The following is a 15,204-nucleotide window of genomic DNA, read 5'->3' as shown; positions in this document are numbered from 1 at the left end:
AGCTTGCATCCTAGCCCAGCATTCAGCCATGCCGCCGCGCGATCCATGTCCAGGCGGTCTCGCGTTCACTGCCGCATCCATGTCTACCAACTGATCATGTTACCTTAATCTCTGCTTCACTTGGCGCGGTGCTTCTCCCGTGACGCGAGCGAACACCCGTGAGAAGGCTGCGGCACTATCATATCCGACGCTGTCGGCCACGGTCTTGACCGGCTTGCCTGCGGCAAGAAGGTCACGCGCAATCGTCATTCGCCACCGGGTCAGATAGTCGATCGGCGTCCGCCCAACGCAGGCGCGAAAATGCGTGGCAAAACGGGTGCGCGACATGCCGGCCACCTCTGCCAGATCATCAAGAGTCCACGAATGCCTTGGCTGTTCGTGCATCGCCGTCAGCGCCTTGGCCAATCGCGGATCGGCAAGGCCGCCCAGCACACCATCATTCACCAGGCCACTGGCGACAACATGACGCACTACCAGGATCAAGAGATAGTCGAACAAATGGTCGATGGCGGCCTGACGCCCATTATTGTCGCCAAATCCTTCGACAAGCAGAAGATCGCAGGCGGGCCCCAGCGTCGGGTTCTCGGCCAGCGGCAGGATGACAAGGTCGGGCAGTCCTTCGCCAATCGGGTTGCCATTATCGCCGCCCAGATCGACCTTCGCGCAGACCAGATCAGCCCCGCCTTCCGCAGCGCCAGTGAACCGATGCGCCTGTCCGCGCGGGAAGAAGAGCAGCGTTGGTTCGTTCAGAATGAGATCGGCCTCACCAGATCGGCTCAGCGTCAACGCGCCGCTCTTGAGAAGGTGGAGGTAGCCGCAATCGGCAAATTGCGCGGTCGTACACAAGTTGCCGGTAAAGAATGTCCGGGCGCTCACGGCAGTGTGGGCAAAGAGAGCGGCAAAGATGTCCATGTGAACGATCTGCAATGAAGTTGGCACCAATCTGCACCGATAACAGCCGATAGAGGCGTTGTGCAAGCCCGCACTGACCAACAGAGGAAACGCAAATGCCCCGCATCAACCCCGTAGAACTCGCCACTGCCGACACCGGCGTCCAGGCCACCCTCGGCGCTGTTAAGGCGAAGATTGGCATGGTCCCGAACCTTTTTGCGACCTTCGCTCATGCTCCTGCCGTGTTGAATGGCAACCTCGCCTTCGCAGATGCACTGGGAAGTGGTGTGCTGACCGCTGCACAGCGCGAAATCGTTGCGCTTGCCGTCGCCCAGTACAACAGCTGCCACTATTGCCTGTCGGCGCACACGCTGCTCGGGAAAGGTGCCGGCCTTTCGCCAGAGGCTATCCGCGCCGCCCGTCTGGGCAAGGGCCAAGATCCCCTCGACGATGCGATCGCGACGCTTGCCTTGCGCATCGTTGAAACACGCGGTCAGGTGAGCGACAGCGATCTGTCAGCAGCCCGCCTTGCCGGCCTCGACGACGCCCGCATCGTCGAAATCGTCGGTAACGTCGCGCACAATGTTCTGACCAACTTCATGAACAACGTCGCCCAGACCAAGATCGATTTCCCGGTCGTCGATGTGGCGGTTGCGGCCTGATCATAATGCGTGCGGGCCGGTGCAGGACATCGGCCCGCTCCTCAATCACTTCCATAGGGAACCCTTGCCATGAAACTGCAATTCCTTACCCCTGCGCTGCATGGCGTGCTTGACTATGTCGCCGCTGCCGCCCTTATTGCGCTGCCATTCCTGCTCGGCTTTCAGGGTATTGAGCTTTGGCTCTCTGTTGCCGGTGGGGCGGGCTTGATTGCCTACAGCCTGCTCACTGACTATGCATTCGGTGCGGTCAAGCTGGTGTCGTTCGATGCACACTTGTTGCTCGATCTTGCCGCAGGAGTAGCCTTCATTGCCGCGCCATTCTTGCTTGGCTTCACCGCTCTGGCTTCGATCTACTACCCGGTTATGGCAGCTGGCGTGATCGCGGTGGTTACCTGTACCTCGCGAGCCAACCAATCAGGCCGAAAGAACGCCGCTGCCTGAGCACGTGTGGATCGGCGTGCAAAAAGAACCCCGTTATGGGGGTGATCGGCGTCTAAAAGGGACCCCCACCTCGATGGTTTAGGTGCGTCGGCTTGGTTGTAGCCAAGCGGCGGGATCGGGATGTTGATTTTGGAGACGGTGGTAAGGATCCGGCGCGAGCACGCCGATGGTAAGTCGATCAAGGCGATCGCGCGAGACCTGCGGGTGTCGCGCAAGGTGGTGAGGAAGGCGATCCGCGCTCCGGAGGCGGGCTTTGCTTATCGGCGGTCAGTGCAGCCGCTTCCCCGGATCGGCCCGTTCCAGGAGCGCCTAGACACTCTGCTGACGGAGAACGAGGCACGGCCCCGGCGCGAGCGGCTGCGGATGACGCGGATCCATGACCTGCTGCTGCGCGAGGGGTTCGACGGCTCCTACGATGCAGTGAGGCGCTATGCGAAGCGCTGGCTGGATAACCGGCGCAAGGATGCGGGCGACGGCGCAGCGGCGTTCATCCCGCTGATGTTCCGGCCCGGCGAGGCATACCAGTTCGACTGGAGCCACGAGGATGTGGAGATCGCTGGCAAGCCGATGCGCGTGAAGGTCGCGCATATGCGGCTTTGCGCATCGCGGGCGGTGTTCGTGCGGGCCTATCCTCGCGAGACGCAGGAGATGGTCTTCGATGCCCACGCGCGGGCGTTCGCCTTCTTCGGCGGCGTGCCGACGCGGGGGATCTATGACAACATGAAGACCGCGGTGACGACGGTGTTCACGGGCAAGGAGCGGGTCTTCAACCGCCGGTTCCTGATCATGGCCGACCACTACATGATCGAGCCCGTCGCCTGTTCGCCGGCGGCCGGTTGGGAGAAGGGCCAGGTCGAGCACCAGGTGCAGACGATCCGGGGCCGGTTCTTCCAGCCCCGGCTGCGCTTTGCGAGCCTGGAGGAGCTGAATGGGTGGCTGGAGGCTGAGTGCCGCCGCTGGGCAGCGCTGCATCCTCATCCCGATCAGCGCGAGCTGACCATCGCCGAGGCATGGGACGCCGAGCGCCCGTCGCTCCAGGTGATGCTGGCGCCGTTCGATGGCTTCCACGAGACGCCGCACGCGGTGACCGGCACCTGCCTGATAAGCTTCGACCGCAACCGCTACTCGGTCATGGCCAAGGCGGCCCGACGCGCGGTGCAGGTGCGCGCCTACGCCGACCGGATCGTGGTGCGCCTGGACGACGAGGTGGTCGCCGAGCATCCCCGCTTCTTCGGCCGGGATCGGATGATCCTTGATCCCTGGCATTACCTGCCAGTGCTGGCCAAGAAGCCGGGCGCCTTGAGGAACGGGGCACCGTTCCAGGACTGGGATCTGCCACCGGCACTGGCGCGGCTCAGGCGCAAGCTGGGGACGGGCGATGAAGCCGACCGCCGGTTCGTGCGCGTGCTCTCTGCCGTGCTGACCGACGGGCTCGAAGCGGTCGAGGCCGCGATCCGCGAGGCGCTGGCCGCCGGTGCTGCCAGCGATGACGTGATCCTCAATATCCTGGCACGGCGTCGTGAGCCGCCCCGGCCACCGACCATCGCCACGTCCGAAGCGCTGGCGCTCAGCCGCCCGCCGGCCGCGGACTGTGCTCGCTACGACCTGCTGCGAGGCGCCCGTGCAGCGGCATGAGATGATCGCCGCCATGAGCGGCCTGGGCCTCAAGGGCATGGCTGGCGCCTTCGACGAGGCGGTCACCACCGGCATCCAGCGCAAGCGCACCGCCATGGAGATCCTGACCGATCTGCTGCGCGCTGAGGCTGCCCATCGCCATGCGGCATCGATCCGCTATCGCATGACCGCGGCCAGGCTGCCGGCGGTGAAGGACATCGATGCGTTCGTGTTCGAGGGGACGCTGATCGACGAACAACTGGTGCGCTCGCTACATGCCGGCTCGTTCCTGCCCGGCCAGCGCAACATCGTCCTGGTCGGCGGCACCGGGACTGGGAAGACTCACCTGGCGATCGCAATCACCGCCAGCGTCGTGCGTGCCGGCGCCCGCGGCCGCTACTTCAACACCGTGGATCTGGTGAACCGGCTCGAGGAAGAGAGCCGCCTCGGCAAGGCCGGTACGCTTGCGGCCCAGCTCTCCCGCCTCGACCTCGTCGTGCTCGATGAGCTCGGCTATCTGCCGTTCGCCCGCTCGGGCGGCCAGTTGCTGTTCCACCTCGTCAGCAAGCTCTACGAGCGCACCTCGGTGATCATCACCACGAACCTGGCGTTCGGTGAATGGCCGACCGTCTTCGGCGACCCCAAGATGACGGCCGCGCTGCTCGACCGCATCACCCATCACTGCGACATCGTCGAGACTGGCAACGACAGCTGGCGGCTCAGAAACCGGAGCTAAAACCCTCCCCCCAGACCCCCCACCCGGCGGTTGACCCGGTGGGTCCACAGGAACCTCCCACGGCCGGCACCGCCAGCGCTTGAGGGGGGCGCGCGGCGCCGGCCGTGGGTCCCTCCTATGGACTACCGGGACAACCGCCCCCCAACCCGCAAAGGGGGTCCCTATTGCACGCCGATATGGGGTCCCGGTTCGACGCCTATTTACACCGCAAATCGTGTAAGAGTTTGGCTTGCTGTCTATGCTCCGCGCACATATAGATGCGGCAATGGATGGACCTCGAGATCGCAACATTTTCGGGGCGTTCGCACTCATGATCAGCGACGACATCGTTCGCGCTAGTTCATCGCGGGCGCCGGAAGCTGGCCCTGCTGCCTCTGCATTGGCGCTGCTCGCGCACAAGCCTGGGCTATCTATTCGTATGCTCGCGGTCGGCGTGGGCCTGTCACACGCAGGAACGGTTCGTCTCGTGGACCGGCTAGCGGCCGAAGGGCTGATCGAACGCCGGGGTCATTCAACAGACGGACGCACGCGGTCTCTCTATCTCACTGAGTCAGGGAAGGTTGCGAGCGACGGCGTGCTCGCATCGCGGGACGAAGTCATCGCCGAGGGTCTTTCGATCCTCGATCCTGCCGAAGTGAAGCTCCTGTGCGATATCGCCGAACGCGTCCTCCGCGCTCGTTTGGAGAACCTCGAGCACTCATATCGGATTTGTCGGCTCTGCTGCTACGATGGCTGCACCAACTGTCCAATCGACGCCGAACTGCACGAAAGAGGCGTGGATCGAGAAGGCAGCGACGGCGCGTAACCAGCTTGTTGACGTGGCGGCGTCAGTGCTGCGCGATCAAATAAGCTGCGAGGAAGCCCACAACGGTTATGAAACCGATGAACGGAGGCGCCTTTTCGAAGGCTTCTGGAATCATTGCCTCAGCCAGCATCGCGATGACCGCGCCCGCAGCGAAGGAAAGAATTGCGGGAGCTTGCGTATCGGCCGAACCAAAAAGCAGATTGCCCAAAGCTGCTGAAATGCCCACGAGAAGTGGGATGCCGATCCAGATCGTGAAGATGTAGCGTCGAGATCGCCCGGCGACTTTCATACCCGATGTACTCGACAGACCCTGCGGCACGTTTGCGAGAAAGAATCCAGCGATCACCGCAACGCTGATCGCGCCGCCGTTCGCGACCGACATCCCGATCACCATCGCTTCCGGGATGCCGTCAAGGACGCTGCCGAGCGCGATCGCAGCGCCGCTCCCGTGCTGCTCGCCCTCACGCGGCTGCTCGGTGCATTCACCGCATCGCTTGCGATTCTTCGCGCCACGCCGAGACAGGTAGAAATTGGCTCCGCTGAAGATCGCAGCGCCGGCAAGCAGCGCGATGACCGCTGTGGGCCCGAGATCGTCCGAGACCCGTTCTCCAATGAGCTCGGTGGCTACAACTGCTATCAAAACACCGCCGCCAAAGCCCATGACGGCTGAAATCATGCGGTGAGTGAGCTTGCCAAAGAGGGCATCCGCGACGATCGCGCCGACAAGCAGCCCACTGCCTGACAGCAATCCCCACAGGCCCGCGATCACGTACTCAGGCATCACGACCTCGCTTCGCATCGCGAGACGCGAAGCCGAACATGAGACAAAGCCGCGCCAGTTTGGAACTCATCGATCTGACCTGTCCAAGCGCCAATTCGCTCGCTCGAAATGGCAGCTATAACCCTGGGGATTCCGGGCGAGATAGAGTTGGTGCTCAGCTTCCGCCTCCCAGAACGGCTCCTCCGGGTTGATTTCGGATACCACCGGGCCAGGCCAGCGGCCTGACGCTTCGATCTCGGCGATCGTTTTTAAGGCCACGTCCATTTGGGCCTGCGACGTGTAAAAGATCGCCGAACGATAGCTTGGACCGACGTCGCTACCTTGCTGCTCGTAAGTTGTCGGGTCGTGGATCTGGAAGAAATATTCCAGGATCTTGCGATAGCTCGTCACCGCCGGATCAAATGTGATCTCAACCGCTTCCGCATGGCCATGATGACGAGCATATGTAGGGTCAGGCATCTCTCCGCCTATGTAGCCAACGCGCGTGCCTACGACCCCCCTGGCTCGCCGAAACAAATCCTCCAAGCCCCAGAAACACCCACCAGCAAGGATTGCGCGTTCTCGACGCATGGTTTCGCTAACTGATTGACCGTGACTTTTTGCGGAAGTCACGATTACGGCTCCACCTTCGTGGGCGTGATGAATGCTAATCCGTCTATCAACTCGGTTTGCACATCCGACCCTCGGAGGAGCGTCAAGTCCACCGGACAGCGATCAGCAATCTCAAGTATCCGCGCACGCTGCTCATCACTCAACGGCCCCTCCAGAACGACCGTCCGTTTGAAGCGATCGGGGGGCATCATATCTGCCACTTTCATGTGCTCGACGGTCGTGCTCGCGCGCTCAAGCGGAAATCCCTTGCGGTTCGCGTAAAGTCGCATCGTCATGACGGTGCAGGCCGCTAGACCGGCTGACACCAATTCATAAGGGGACAATCCGCTGCCAAGTCCGCCGACCGACGGCGGCTCGTCCGCAAACAAAGTGTGCTCGCCGCTGCGCACCGTAAGCTGGAACTTTCCGGCTAGCGTCTCCGTGGCGCTCACGCCCTTCGCCGCTTCAACTTGCGGGAGGTCGTCCACGAGTGGCGGAAGAAAGCGGTTGGCCCAGGCAGCGACCATAGCGGCAGCGTAGTTCGCGTCGCCTGCATCGCTGAGGAGGTGATCCGCCGTATCAAGCGATATGAAGCTCTTTGGGTGGCGCGAGGAGACGAAGATGCGCGACGCATGGTTGATCCCAACCACCTGATCGACCGGGGAGTGCATAACCAGCACCGGACGTCGTAGTGAGTTGATGGCCGTCTCCACATCGATTGCTTGCAAAGACTCGATGAAGCTACGACTGATCACGAATGATCGACCGGCGATTTCGACCGAGGCTTCCCCGTCTTCCCTGATGGCGTCGAGGTCATCTTGCTTAAAGATGCTCAGGATATGGTGCAGGTCCGCCGGCGCACCGATCGTTGCCACCGCAGCGACATCTGGTAGCTCTGACGCGGCTACGATTGCTGCAAGGCCGCCAAGACTATGCCCGATAAGAAGAGAGGGGGTCTTACCGGCGGCCTTCATCGCCTTTGCGCCTGACCTGATATCCTGAACGTCCGAGGCGAAGTTCAAAGCATCGGCGGTCGGCTCGCCGATCCCAGCGCCGGCAAAGTCAAATCTCAAGACGCCGATGCCCGCGCGCGACAACGCGCGCGATATGTGAACTGCGGCACGGTTGTCTTTTCCGCAGGTGAAGCAATGGGCGAAAATCGCCCAGCCGCGAGGTGTTCCCTCCGGGGGTTCTAGCCGCCCGGAAATCCGTGAACCTGCCGCGTTGAGAAACGTGAACGCAGTGCCTGCCATGTCTTCGAGCCTCCCACACGCCGCGGTGCGAGCGTGCCAGCGCGCAAACTCGGCCGAACCGATCGACATATTCGCGACCAAACCCAGCACCGCAGGACATCTCTTTTATATGCGTGGCGCATATAGACAAGCCCCTCGGTCATGATTATATGCGTCGCGCATACTTCTGTAGGGCGTCCGCGGGGGACGTTCAGTCAGCGGTAGCATCTGTCAGGCGCACGGGCCGAAGGGCTATGGAACTCAATCAGGTCAGCTATTTCATCAACTTGGCCGAGACGCTGAATTTCACGGCAGCTGCTCGTCTTAGTGGTGTCTCCCAACCAAGCCTGACCCGCGCGATCCGCCGCCTGGAGGAAGAACTGGGTGGACCGCTGATTTATCGTGACGGGAAGAACAGCAGGCTCACCGGCCTCGGTCAGGATGTCGAACTCGAGTTCCGCCGCATGCTGGTCGCGATGAAAAGCGTAAGGCATCACTCGGAAAACTGGGCCATGGGACGACACCGCGTTCTCGATGTCGCGGTCGCTCCGACGGTCGGCCCAAAGGCTTTCACGACATTTTTCGACAGCGCCTTGGAAGAGGTTCCGTCAATCGAGATCAAACTGCATTCGCTACAGTCGAGCGAAGACACGTCGGAGGTGCTCTCAGGTAAGTACCATGCTTGCATCCTACCCCGCGAATCGAGACCGGACCGCAAGCTCGATGTCCGGCCCCTGTTCAAGGAACGGTTCGTGCTGGGCTGCTCCGTCAATCACCCTTTAGCGGAGACCGACACCGTTCGCGGCGAAGACCTCCTGGCCTTCCCGTTCGTGGATCGGCTGAAATGCGAGTTCCGCGATCAGATCCTCGATCACTTCGCTCGGCGGGAGGTGCTCGTCCGCCCTCGTTTTCGCTCAGATCGAGATGATTGGGTCCAGCGTGTCGTCGCTGAAGGGCGGGGGATTTGCATTCTGCCTGAACGATCGGCTGCCGCGCCTGGCTTGGTAACCAGACCGATTGAGGGTTTCGCCCTGGAACGTGAGGTGGTGATCGCGACCGTTTCAGGGTCCACGGCGCCGGTCGAGATACGGAAAATTGCACAACTCGCAGCGCGTTACGAGTGGAGTTGACCTCGCAAGCAAAGTGCACGGGCGGTATCAAAACTATACACACGACGTATTGGATAAAAACTGGAGCCGCTGCGATAGTTGAGGCGACCACCGCAAAGATAAACTGAACGTAGTGTGCCTGGACCTCTAACTAAGTATTGGAGACCATCATGAAGTTTGAGAAATCAAAGGAAGCAATTGAGCGCCTGACGCCGGAACAGCGCCGGGTCACCCAGCAGGACGGCACCGAGCGGCCCTTCACCGGCGAGTACAACGATAACAAGGAGGCGGGCATCTACGTCGACGTCGTATCCGGTGAGCCGTTGTTCGCGTCGACGGACAAGTTCGAGTCGGGCACCGGCTGGCCGAGTTTCACCAAGCCGATCGTCCCGGCGCACGTCAACGAGGTTCGAGACAGCTCGCATGGGATGGTACGGACTGAAGTTCGCTCAGTACACGGCGACAGCCATCTCGGTCACGTGTTTCCGGATGGTCCGTCCGACCGCGGCGGCCTGCGCTACTGCATCAACTCAGCAGCGCTTCGCTTCATCCCACGCGATGAGATGGAAGCCGCGGGCTACGGTGAATATCTCGATCAAGTAGAGGAGGCCTAACATGCAGCAGCGCGCTGTTCTCGCAGGCGGGTGCTTCTGGGGTATGCAGGATCTGATCCGCAAGCAGCCCGGAATCGTCTCGACCCGCGTGGGTTACACCGGTGGCGACGTGCCAAACGCCACCTATCGCAATCATGGCACGCATGCCGAAGGGATCGAAATCATCTTCGACCCCGAGGTGACGAACTATCGCAACATCCTGGAGTATTTTTTCCAGATCCACGATCCGACCACGAAGAACCGTCAGGGCAATGACCGCGGACTCTCATACCGGTCGGGCATCTACTACGTCGACGACGAACAAAAGCGCGTCGCAGAAGACACGATCGCTGATGTTGACGCATCCGGACTGTGGGACGGCAAGGTGGTCACCGAAGTCGAACCCGTTGGGGATTTCTGGGAAGCAGAGCCAGAGCACCAGGATTATCTGGAGAAGCGGCCGGGTGGCTACACCTGCCATTTCCCTCGCGCAAACTGGGTGCTCCCCAAACGTAATGACGCTGGCGACACTCAGCGCACCGCCGGAGAGGCAGCGGAATAGCTGCAACGGCCAGCGCGGCTAAGCCCCTGGATCGTAAGCATCGGGACCGCATCGACCAGCGATGCGGTCCCCGAGCCAGCCAATCAGGCGGTCACGCTTCTTCGCTGAAATCACGTTGTGGGATCGCCCAGCATGCCAGACCTTTCATCGTTTCCGATCACTCAGCGCTGGCCCGCCTCCAACACTGATCTGTTGCAGCTCTATGCGGCTCCGACGCCAAACGGCGTCAAGGTCTCCATCATGCTGGAGGAGACCGGCCTCCCATACGAGCCGCACTTCATCGACATCAGCCGGAATGAGACCAAAGACCCGGCTTTCGTGTCTCTAAATCCCAACGGCCGCATACCCGCGATCATTGACCCATCCGGTCCGGACGGTGAGCCGCTCGGTCTTTGGGAATCCGGTGCGATCCTCGTCTATCTTGCCGAGAAGACCGGCCAACTGATCCCAGCGGCGGCAGCCAGGCGTTACGAAGCGCTCAGTTGGGTATTTTTCCAAATGTCGGCGATCGGCCCGATGTTCGGTCAACTGGGTTTCTTCCTGCGTTGGGGCGGCAAGGACTATGAGGACAAGCGGCCTCAGCAGCGGTTCGCCGACGAGTCCAAGCGCCTCCTGGGGGTGTTGGATCGCCAGCTCGAAGGGCGCAACTGGATCGTCGAGGACTACTCCGTCGCCGACATTGCGACGCTCGGCTGGGTCAATGCCCTGGTCGGCAGCTATGACGCCGGCGACCTGCTGCGCCTTGACGATCACCGGAACGTCCGAGCGTGGCTAGACCGCGGCCTTGCTCGGCCAGCTGTGCAGCGGGGCCTGCTCATCCCGGCGAGGCCGGCATGAGCGTCATCGCCGCGTATTACTACAACGAGGGTCGGCGGATCCGCGAAGTCGCGATCGACGAGCGCGTCGAGCTCGACAAGAGCCGTTCGGGCTTCTGCTGGATTGGGCTCAGCGAGCCGTCAATAGGCGAACTGAAGACGCTTCAGGCGACCTACAATCTGCATCCATTGGCGATCGACAACGCGATGCACCCGATGTGCCCGCCGAAGCTCGAAGTTTACAATGGCGAGCTTTACGTCGTCGCCCAGACGGCCGAGCTGGTTGGAGATCGCATACGCTACGGCAAAACGATGTTCACTGGCCATAACCACCTCATCACCGTGCGCCACGGCAACGCCGGGGCATTGGGCAATCTTCGAGAGCAACTGGAGGGCTCGCCCGCCCAGTTCGGAAAGGGCGTCGATTACGTCCTTCACGCGATCCTGCACCGGATCGTAGATCAGTATCTTCCCATCTTCGAAATGATCGAAGATGACGTTCTCGAGATGGAGAGGCGGTCGCTCGACGATTTCCTCGGGCGAGAGGAAGTCGCCCGCATCTTCGGCTTACGATGCGAGCTAACGCGCTTTCAGCGTACGCTCGGCGCTATGGCGGAGCTGGTGCGCAAGCTCGTGCGCGGACACTTTCCATGCATCAGCGCTGAAGTTCGCCCCTACTTCAACGACGTCGCGGACCATGTCGATCGCGTTCAGTCCATGGTCGACGGCCTCCTCCAGGTGTTGTCCACTGTTTTCGAATTCAGCAGCCTGCTGGAAGCGCAGAGAACAGGTGTCATCACGCGCCAACTCGCGGCCTGGGCGGCCATCCTTGCGGTCCCGACGGCCATAGCGGGGATATACGGGATGAACTTCAGGAACATGCCTGAGCTGGATACAGCCTACGGCTACTTCGTCGTGCTCGGACTGATGTTGACGTTCTGCCTGTTCCTGTTCGTGCGCTTCAAGCGAGCAAAATGGCTATGACGGAAGCCCACGCTTCGCGCGCTGATTGGTCGATGCGCCATTGCGTGCTCTCCGCCCTGGCGCGATCCTTCCAATGCGAATTCGAGGTGCGTTTATGCCGACCCAAGTGACAGACGTTCTGGATGCCGTGCAGTCCTTCGTGGCGAAAGGCTATGACCGAGAATATCGCGTGAAGGACGGCGCTCTCGTCGATCTCGAACTCGGATCAACGCTCGATCCATGCAGCATTCGCGTCGACGCAGCATTGCGTCTCGAAAGCGGGGACGGGGCCGAAGACGCGTCCAACATTTACGCCATCACCGATCCGGCGACCGAGCACAAAGGCCTGCTGATCGATGCGTTCGACGTATTTGACGAGATATGTCACCGCGACCTGTCTGAACGGCTTATCGAGCACCGCGAGACAGCCCCGGCTGGCGACGAGGACGTCCCGAGCAAGCATGGGCTGCGCAAGGTCTATAAAAGCGAGTTCGATCGCGATCCGGAGCGCTACGTGTTGAGAGAGGGCTTTCCGGACTTTCCAGCGTGTCCGTTCGGGGGCGCATTCAGCATCCTCGGCTTCGATACTGCAGAACAGTCCTACGTTTGGCTCGTCACGAGCATCATTCGGGACCCTCGGCTAATCAGAATTCCCTACCAGGGCGAAGACGTCATTAGCGACGAATGACTCGTTCGCTGTTCGCGGAGACCGCTTCTCGAGCAATCGCCCAGGATGTGCGTCGGCTCCAAATCACGAAGTAACGAGGACAAGATGGACTGGAACAAAGACCACATTCGGGAGACCATGCTGTCGCTTGAGACGGCCGCACTACACAGCGCTCGAGACAACTATCTCGATTACGTTTCCACCGCGCGCCTCGATCGGAGCGAGCCGATAGAGAACGACGAGCAGGCGCAAGCCGAGGTCGCAAGCGATTTCGCTGAAGCGCTCGACGACACTCTCGATGATTATGCGGATAAGCTCGACAAGCTGCGTGCGATCGATTTCGGGCCGAAGTCAGCCGTTGCGGAGGGCGCCGTCATCAAGCTGTCCGGCAAGTACTTCGTGATCGCAGTGTCGACGAGTAGGTTTACCTGTCATGGGCGTGAGCTCATGGGTATTTCCACGATGGCCCCGATCTTCGAGGCGATCGAGGGTGCGCGGGCGGGTGAAACCGTGCAGTTCAACGGCCGGGACCTCACCGTTGAGGCCGTTGCCTAGGCGAGGACCCGCCGTGCTGCATTATGCAGCCCCACAGAAATTCAATCCGGATCTTAGGCGGCCGCGGCCCAGCGGTTGGCACACACAACATCTGGGGGGTGAGGCTGCGGACAGATAGCGTCAAAAGCCTTGCCGACCCAACGGCTATCTCCCGGGGCCGTTACATCGAACCGATGTTGAGTTTATGCCCCTAGAGACGCTCATGATCCCCACGCCCCACCACGGAAAGCCTACCTGCACAGCCAGAAGACCGAAGGCCATGCCATACACGCTGGCTCCCAACGCCAAGGGAAGGATGGCAAGAGCACCCCGCTTCATTTCATGGGCCCCGCTTTGAGCGGGAGCACACACTGTCTCGTCCATGGCGGGCTTCGCTTCGTTTGGGCCAAGCGTCTGCATCAGCTGACTGGCCTTCGGCCGCGAATGATCATTTCTGTGGCTTAGCTTGCGTTGTTATCATCGCATCGAGGGATCCGGTGATCATCGCCGTGCTTGGGCAGCGTATGGCGCGTGTCTCGATGGCGCGGTGAGTACGCCTGCGCGCACCGGCCAACACCGCCAGCGCAGTGAGCAACGCCGCCGCGTAGAGAAACAAGCCGCCGGGCCCCACTAAATCCATCACTACTCCCCCGATGAGCGGCCCAGCAGCGGTCCCGATACCGTTGAGCAGAAGAAGCCCGCGAGCTGTGCCCAGAAGCCGACCCGCAGGAAGATCGTCGTTGGCGACGGCTAGACATAGCGAATAGATGGGAATGCCGAAGCCGCCGAACAGCGCGCCCGCGGCGAGTAGCAGAGGCAGAGGCGCGTCCGCCGCCATCGCTACGGCGATAGCGGACGCTGCGGAAGCCAGGGCCGCGCCGGCGATGACGAGGTTTCGCGACACCTGGTCCGATAGCCATCCGAGAGGCCATTGCAGGGCGAGCGTCCCACCAAGGACTGCCGCCATGAACGCGGATATGCCGCCCACATCGAGGCCGATCCTCTGTGCAAAGTTAGGTCCCAAGCCCCAGAAACCGCCTATGGCCAGGCCCGCCAGGAAGACGCCGACCGATGCTAGAGGCGAGACCGCGAAAAGATCGCGGAAGGCGACGGGTTCCTGTCGAACATCGGCCGGCGGATGGCTGGGCAGCAGAGTGACTGGGACGACCGCCGCCGATATCAGCAGTGAGACGATCAGGAACAGGGTCACGTCTGCAGGTGGGGCCACGTTTAGAAGTGCTTGGCCAAGAGCCCACGAGCCCATCGAAACGACGCCGAAGATCGACAAGAGCTGACCGCGTGTGGACGGAATAGCGTGAGCGTTGAGCCAACTCTCAGTCGCAAGGATCATGCCGGCATAGGCGAAGCCGGTTACAAGCCGAAGTGGCATCCATGCGCTCGCGTCTACGAATGCGACATGGAGGAGAGAAGTCATCGAAGCGATCGCCGCGAAGCCAGCGAAGGTCCTGACGTGACCGACAGACACGATGATCCGGGGCAAAACCAGCGCGCCGATCGTGAAGCCCGCGAAATAAAAGGACATCATTGCGCTGATCGTCCCGGCCGAGAAGCCTTCCTGACCAGCTCTCACAATCAGGAGAGTACCCAGCAGACCATTGCCCAGGAGCAGTGTGGCGACACTTAACAACAGCGCCGCAACCGGAGCCAAAACGAGTCCCCGCGCGCACGCTGCCTTTACGTCGTCCATCGCCTGGCTCATTTCCGAGCCTGACGCGGAGGCTGATACTCCGCGGAACTGATGAACTGAGCAAAGGCTTCGCACCAGATGACAACGGTGCTGTAGTCTCGAACATCGATATCGGCGGGCACCTCTACGATGAAGCCGTTGAACGTTTTCACATCGCCCACCCGAGCGGATGCGTCCTTGATCGCGAGGAACGCTTCCTCTGTGTCGACGAAGTGTGGGGTGAGATAGAGCTTGTAGTCCGGCCCCGGCGAGAGGCGGCCGATGTGCGCGATCCGGAGAGGCAAGACCCGCACTTCACCTTCGCCCCAATGCAGCAGGTCGCTGCCGGCGAGATCCCGAACAAGCCTTCCGGAATAAAGCGCTTCAGGCGTCGAGCTGCGCAGGACAGCTTCGGTCGGCGAAACCGGCGCGGTCAGGATCGGGAGCATGTAGATGCCACCAGCAAAGCCTGCGGCGGCGGCGGCGATATGGGTGGCGGCTAGAATGAGCCAACGTGGCAT

General features: G+C 61.4%; 18 protein-coding genes. 12 read left to right on the top strand and 6 right to left on the bottom strand.

Translation table 11 applies throughout. The features are described 5' to 3' along the window. Nucleotides 1-99: 99 nt before the first annotated feature. Nucleotides 100-912 (bottom strand): AraC family transcriptional regulator, encoded by an 813-nt coding sequence (locus ACZ5FP_RS07100; RefSeq protein ID WP_100962516.1) that lies wholly within the window; start codon nucleotides 910-912, stop codon nucleotides 100-102. A gap of 95 nt (nucleotides 913-1,007) precedes the next feature. Here ACZ5FP_RS07100 and ACZ5FP_RS07095 point away from each other — a divergent pair, with 95 nt between their 5' ends. The 5 genes from ACZ5FP_RS07095 (at nucleotide 1,008) to ACZ5FP_RS07075 (ending at nucleotide 5,149) form a co-directional block, all read left to right on the top strand. Continuing rightward, nucleotides 1,008-1,553 (top strand): carboxymuconolactone decarboxylase family protein, encoded by a 546-nt coding sequence (locus tag ACZ5FP_RS07095; protein ID WP_058456592.1) that lies wholly within the window; start codon nucleotides 1,008-1,010, stop codon nucleotides 1,551-1,553. A 69-nt stretch (nucleotides 1,554-1,622) separates the two neighbouring features. Continuing rightward, a complete protein-coding gene (locus ACZ5FP_RS07090) occupies nucleotides 1,623-1,994 on the top strand; it encodes an SPW repeat domain-containing protein (RefSeq protein WP_058456593.1) in 372 nt (123 codons plus the stop codon). A 120-nt stretch (nucleotides 1,995-2,114) separates the two neighbouring features. Further along, nucleotides 2,115-3,629 carry an IS21 family transposase gene (gene istA, locus ACZ5FP_RS07085; protein WP_100962518.1) on the top strand — a complete coding sequence of 505 codons (1,515 nt, stop codon included), beginning with the start codon at nucleotides 2,115-2,117 and terminating at the stop codon, nucleotides 3,627-3,629. After that, nucleotides 3,616-4,344 (top strand): IS21-like element helper ATPase IstB, encoded by a 729-nt coding sequence (gene istB, locus ACZ5FP_RS07080; RefSeq protein ID WP_100962519.1) that lies wholly within the window; start codon nucleotides 3,616-3,618, stop codon nucleotides 4,342-4,344. The genes istA and istB overlap by 14 nt, the downstream gene beginning before the upstream one ends. Nucleotides 4,345-4,654: 310 nt before the next feature. Next, nucleotides 4,655-5,149, top strand: a complete 495-nt coding sequence (locus ACZ5FP_RS07075) for a MarR family winged helix-turn-helix transcriptional regulator (protein WP_210408504.1) — start codon at nucleotides 4,655-4,657, stop codon at nucleotides 5,147-5,149. A 22-nt stretch (nucleotides 5,150-5,171) separates the two neighbouring features. Here the strand turns inward: ACZ5FP_RS07075 and ACZ5FP_RS07070 are convergent, their stop codons facing one another. The 3 genes from ACZ5FP_RS07070 to ACZ5FP_RS07060 form a co-directional block, all read right to left on the bottom strand. Then, on the bottom strand, nucleotides 5,172-5,930 hold the full coding sequence (locus ACZ5FP_RS07070; protein WP_069311316.1) for a ZIP family metal transporter: 759 nt from the start codon (nucleotides 5,928-5,930) through the stop codon (nucleotides 5,172-5,174). A 66-nt stretch (nucleotides 5,931-5,996) separates the two neighbouring features. After that, nucleotides 5,997-6,500, bottom strand: a complete 504-nt coding sequence (msrA, locus tag ACZ5FP_RS07065) for a peptide-methionine (S)-S-oxide reductase MsrA (protein WP_058193752.1) — start codon at nucleotides 6,498-6,500, stop codon at nucleotides 5,997-5,999. Nucleotides 6,501-6,544: 44 nt separating this feature from the next. Then, entirely contained in the window at nucleotides 6,545-7,774 is a 1,230-nt protein-coding gene (locus ACZ5FP_RS07060; RefSeq protein ID WP_058193757.1) for a bifunctional alpha/beta hydrolase/OsmC family protein, read from the bottom strand. Nucleotides 7,775-8,007: 233 nt separating this feature from the next. On the opposite strand from ACZ5FP_RS07060, the gene ACZ5FP_RS07055 reads away from it, so the two are divergent. The 7 genes from ACZ5FP_RS07055 to ACZ5FP_RS07025 all read left to right on the top strand — a co-directional run bounded on the left by ACZ5FP_RS07055 (nucleotide 8,008) and on the right by ACZ5FP_RS07025 (nucleotide 13,017). After that, the gene (locus tag ACZ5FP_RS07055) at nucleotides 8,008-8,883 is read left to right on the top strand and encodes a LysR family transcriptional regulator (protein WP_170233918.1); all 876 of its coding nucleotides are present in this window, start codon (nucleotides 8,008-8,010) and stop codon (nucleotides 8,881-8,883) included. A gap of 149 nt (nucleotides 8,884-9,032) precedes the next feature. Further along, nucleotides 9,033-9,476 (top strand): peptide-methionine (R)-S-oxide reductase MsrB, encoded by a 444-nt coding sequence (gene msrB, locus ACZ5FP_RS07050; RefSeq protein WP_058193748.1) that lies wholly within the window; start codon nucleotides 9,033-9,035, stop codon nucleotides 9,474-9,476. A gap of 1 nt (nucleotide 9,477) precedes the next feature. Beyond that, a complete protein-coding gene (gene msrA / locus ACZ5FP_RS07045) occupies nucleotides 9,478-10,017 on the top strand; it encodes a peptide-methionine (S)-S-oxide reductase MsrA (protein ID WP_058193745.1) in 540 nt (179 codons plus the stop codon). A 132-nt stretch (nucleotides 10,018-10,149) separates the two neighbouring features. Further along, the gene (locus ACZ5FP_RS07040; RefSeq protein WP_058193743.1) at nucleotides 10,150-10,854 is read left to right on the top strand and encodes a glutathione S-transferase N-terminal domain-containing protein; all 705 of its coding nucleotides are present in this window, start codon (nucleotides 10,150-10,152) and stop codon (nucleotides 10,852-10,854) included. Next, nucleotides 10,851-11,816, top strand: a complete 966-nt coding sequence (locus tag ACZ5FP_RS07035; RefSeq protein ID WP_168846905.1) for a magnesium and cobalt transport protein CorA — start codon at nucleotides 10,851-10,853, stop codon at nucleotides 11,814-11,816. Before ACZ5FP_RS07040 ends, ACZ5FP_RS07035 begins: the two co-directional genes overlap by 4 nt. A gap of 94 nt (nucleotides 11,817-11,910) precedes the next feature. Next, nucleotides 11,911-12,483: a hypothetical protein gene (locus ACZ5FP_RS07030; RefSeq protein WP_058193739.1), complete on the top strand. Its 573-nt coding sequence runs from the start codon at nucleotides 11,911-11,913 to the stop codon at nucleotides 12,481-12,483. Nucleotides 12,484-12,567: 84 nt separating this feature from the next. Next, entirely contained in the window at nucleotides 12,568-13,017 is a 450-nt protein-coding gene (locus ACZ5FP_RS07025; RefSeq protein ID WP_058193737.1) for a hypothetical protein, read from the top strand. A gap of 427 nt (nucleotides 13,018-13,444) precedes the next feature. On the opposite strand, the gene ACZ5FP_RS07020 is transcribed toward ACZ5FP_RS07025, so the two are convergent. Further along, a complete protein-coding gene (locus ACZ5FP_RS07020) occupies nucleotides 13,445-14,704 on the bottom strand; it encodes an MFS transporter (protein WP_058193734.1) in 1,260 nt (419 codons plus the stop codon). Nucleotides 14,705-14,712: 8 nt separating this feature from the next. Next, entirely contained in the window at nucleotides 14,713-15,204 is a 492-nt protein-coding gene (locus tag ACZ5FP_RS07015) for a DM13 domain-containing protein (RefSeq protein WP_058193732.1), read from the bottom strand.

This window comes from Phyllobacterium sp. T2-21 (genome assembly GCF_055378485.1).
The sequence above is the reverse complement of the archived record's forward strand: the minus strand, read 5'-3'. Positions and strand labels throughout refer to the sequence as shown.

Coding starts and splice junctions, on each gene's coding strand:
- ACZ5FP_RS07100 (WP_100962516.1), bottom strand. CDS start 912: ATGGACATCTTTGCCGCTCTCTTTGCCCACACTGCCGTGAGCGCCCGG.
- ACZ5FP_RS07095 (WP_058456592.1), top strand. CDS start 1,008: ATGCCCCGCATCAACCCCGTAGAACTCGCCACTGCCGACACCGGCGTC.
- ACZ5FP_RS07090 (WP_058456593.1), top strand. CDS start 1,623: ATGAAACTGCAATTCCTTACCCCTGCGCTGCATGGCGTGCTTGACTAT.
- istA (WP_100962518.1), top strand. CDS start 2,115: ATGTTGATTTTGGAGACGGTGGTAAGGATCCGGCGCGAGCACGCCGAT.
- ACZ5FP_RS07075 (WP_210408504.1), top strand. CDS start 4,655: ATGATCAGCGACGACATCGTTCGCGCTAGTTCATCGCGGGCGCCGGAA.
- ACZ5FP_RS07070 (WP_069311316.1), bottom strand. CDS start 5,930: ATGCCTGAGTACGTGATCGCGGGCCTGTGGGGATTGCTGTCAGGCAGT.
- msrA (WP_058193752.1), bottom strand. CDS start 6,500: ATGCGTCGAGAACGCGCAATCCTTGCTGGTGGGTGTTTCTGGGGCTTG.
- ACZ5FP_RS07060 (WP_058193757.1), bottom strand. CDS start 7,774: ATGGCAGGCACTGCGTTCACGTTTCTCAACGCGGCAGGTTCACGGATT.
- ACZ5FP_RS07055 (WP_170233918.1), top strand. CDS start 8,008: ATGGAACTCAATCAGGTCAGCTATTTCATCAACTTGGCCGAGACGCTG.
- msrB (WP_058193748.1), top strand. CDS start 9,033: ATGAAGTTTGAGAAATCAAAGGAAGCAATTGAGCGCCTGACGCCGGAA.
- msrA (WP_058193745.1), top strand. CDS start 9,478: ATGCAGCAGCGCGCTGTTCTCGCAGGCGGGTGCTTCTGGGGTATGCAG.
- ACZ5FP_RS07040 (WP_058193743.1), top strand. CDS start 10,150: ATGCCAGACCTTTCATCGTTTCCGATCACTCAGCGCTGGCCCGCCTCC.
- ACZ5FP_RS07035 (WP_168846905.1), top strand. CDS start 10,851: ATGAGCGTCATCGCCGCGTATTACTACAACGAGGGTCGGCGGATCCGC.
- ACZ5FP_RS07030 (WP_058193739.1), top strand. CDS start 11,911: ATGCCGACCCAAGTGACAGACGTTCTGGATGCCGTGCAGTCCTTCGTG.
- ACZ5FP_RS07025 (WP_058193737.1), top strand. CDS start 12,568: ATGGACTGGAACAAAGACCACATTCGGGAGACCATGCTGTCGCTTGAG.
- ACZ5FP_RS07020 (WP_058193734.1), bottom strand. CDS start 14,704: ATGGACGACGTAAAGGCAGCGTGCGCGCGGGGACTCGTTTTGGCTCCG.
- ACZ5FP_RS07015 (WP_058193732.1), bottom strand. CDS start 15,204: ATGCCACGTTGGCTCATTCTAGCCGCCACCCATATCGCCGCCGCCGCC.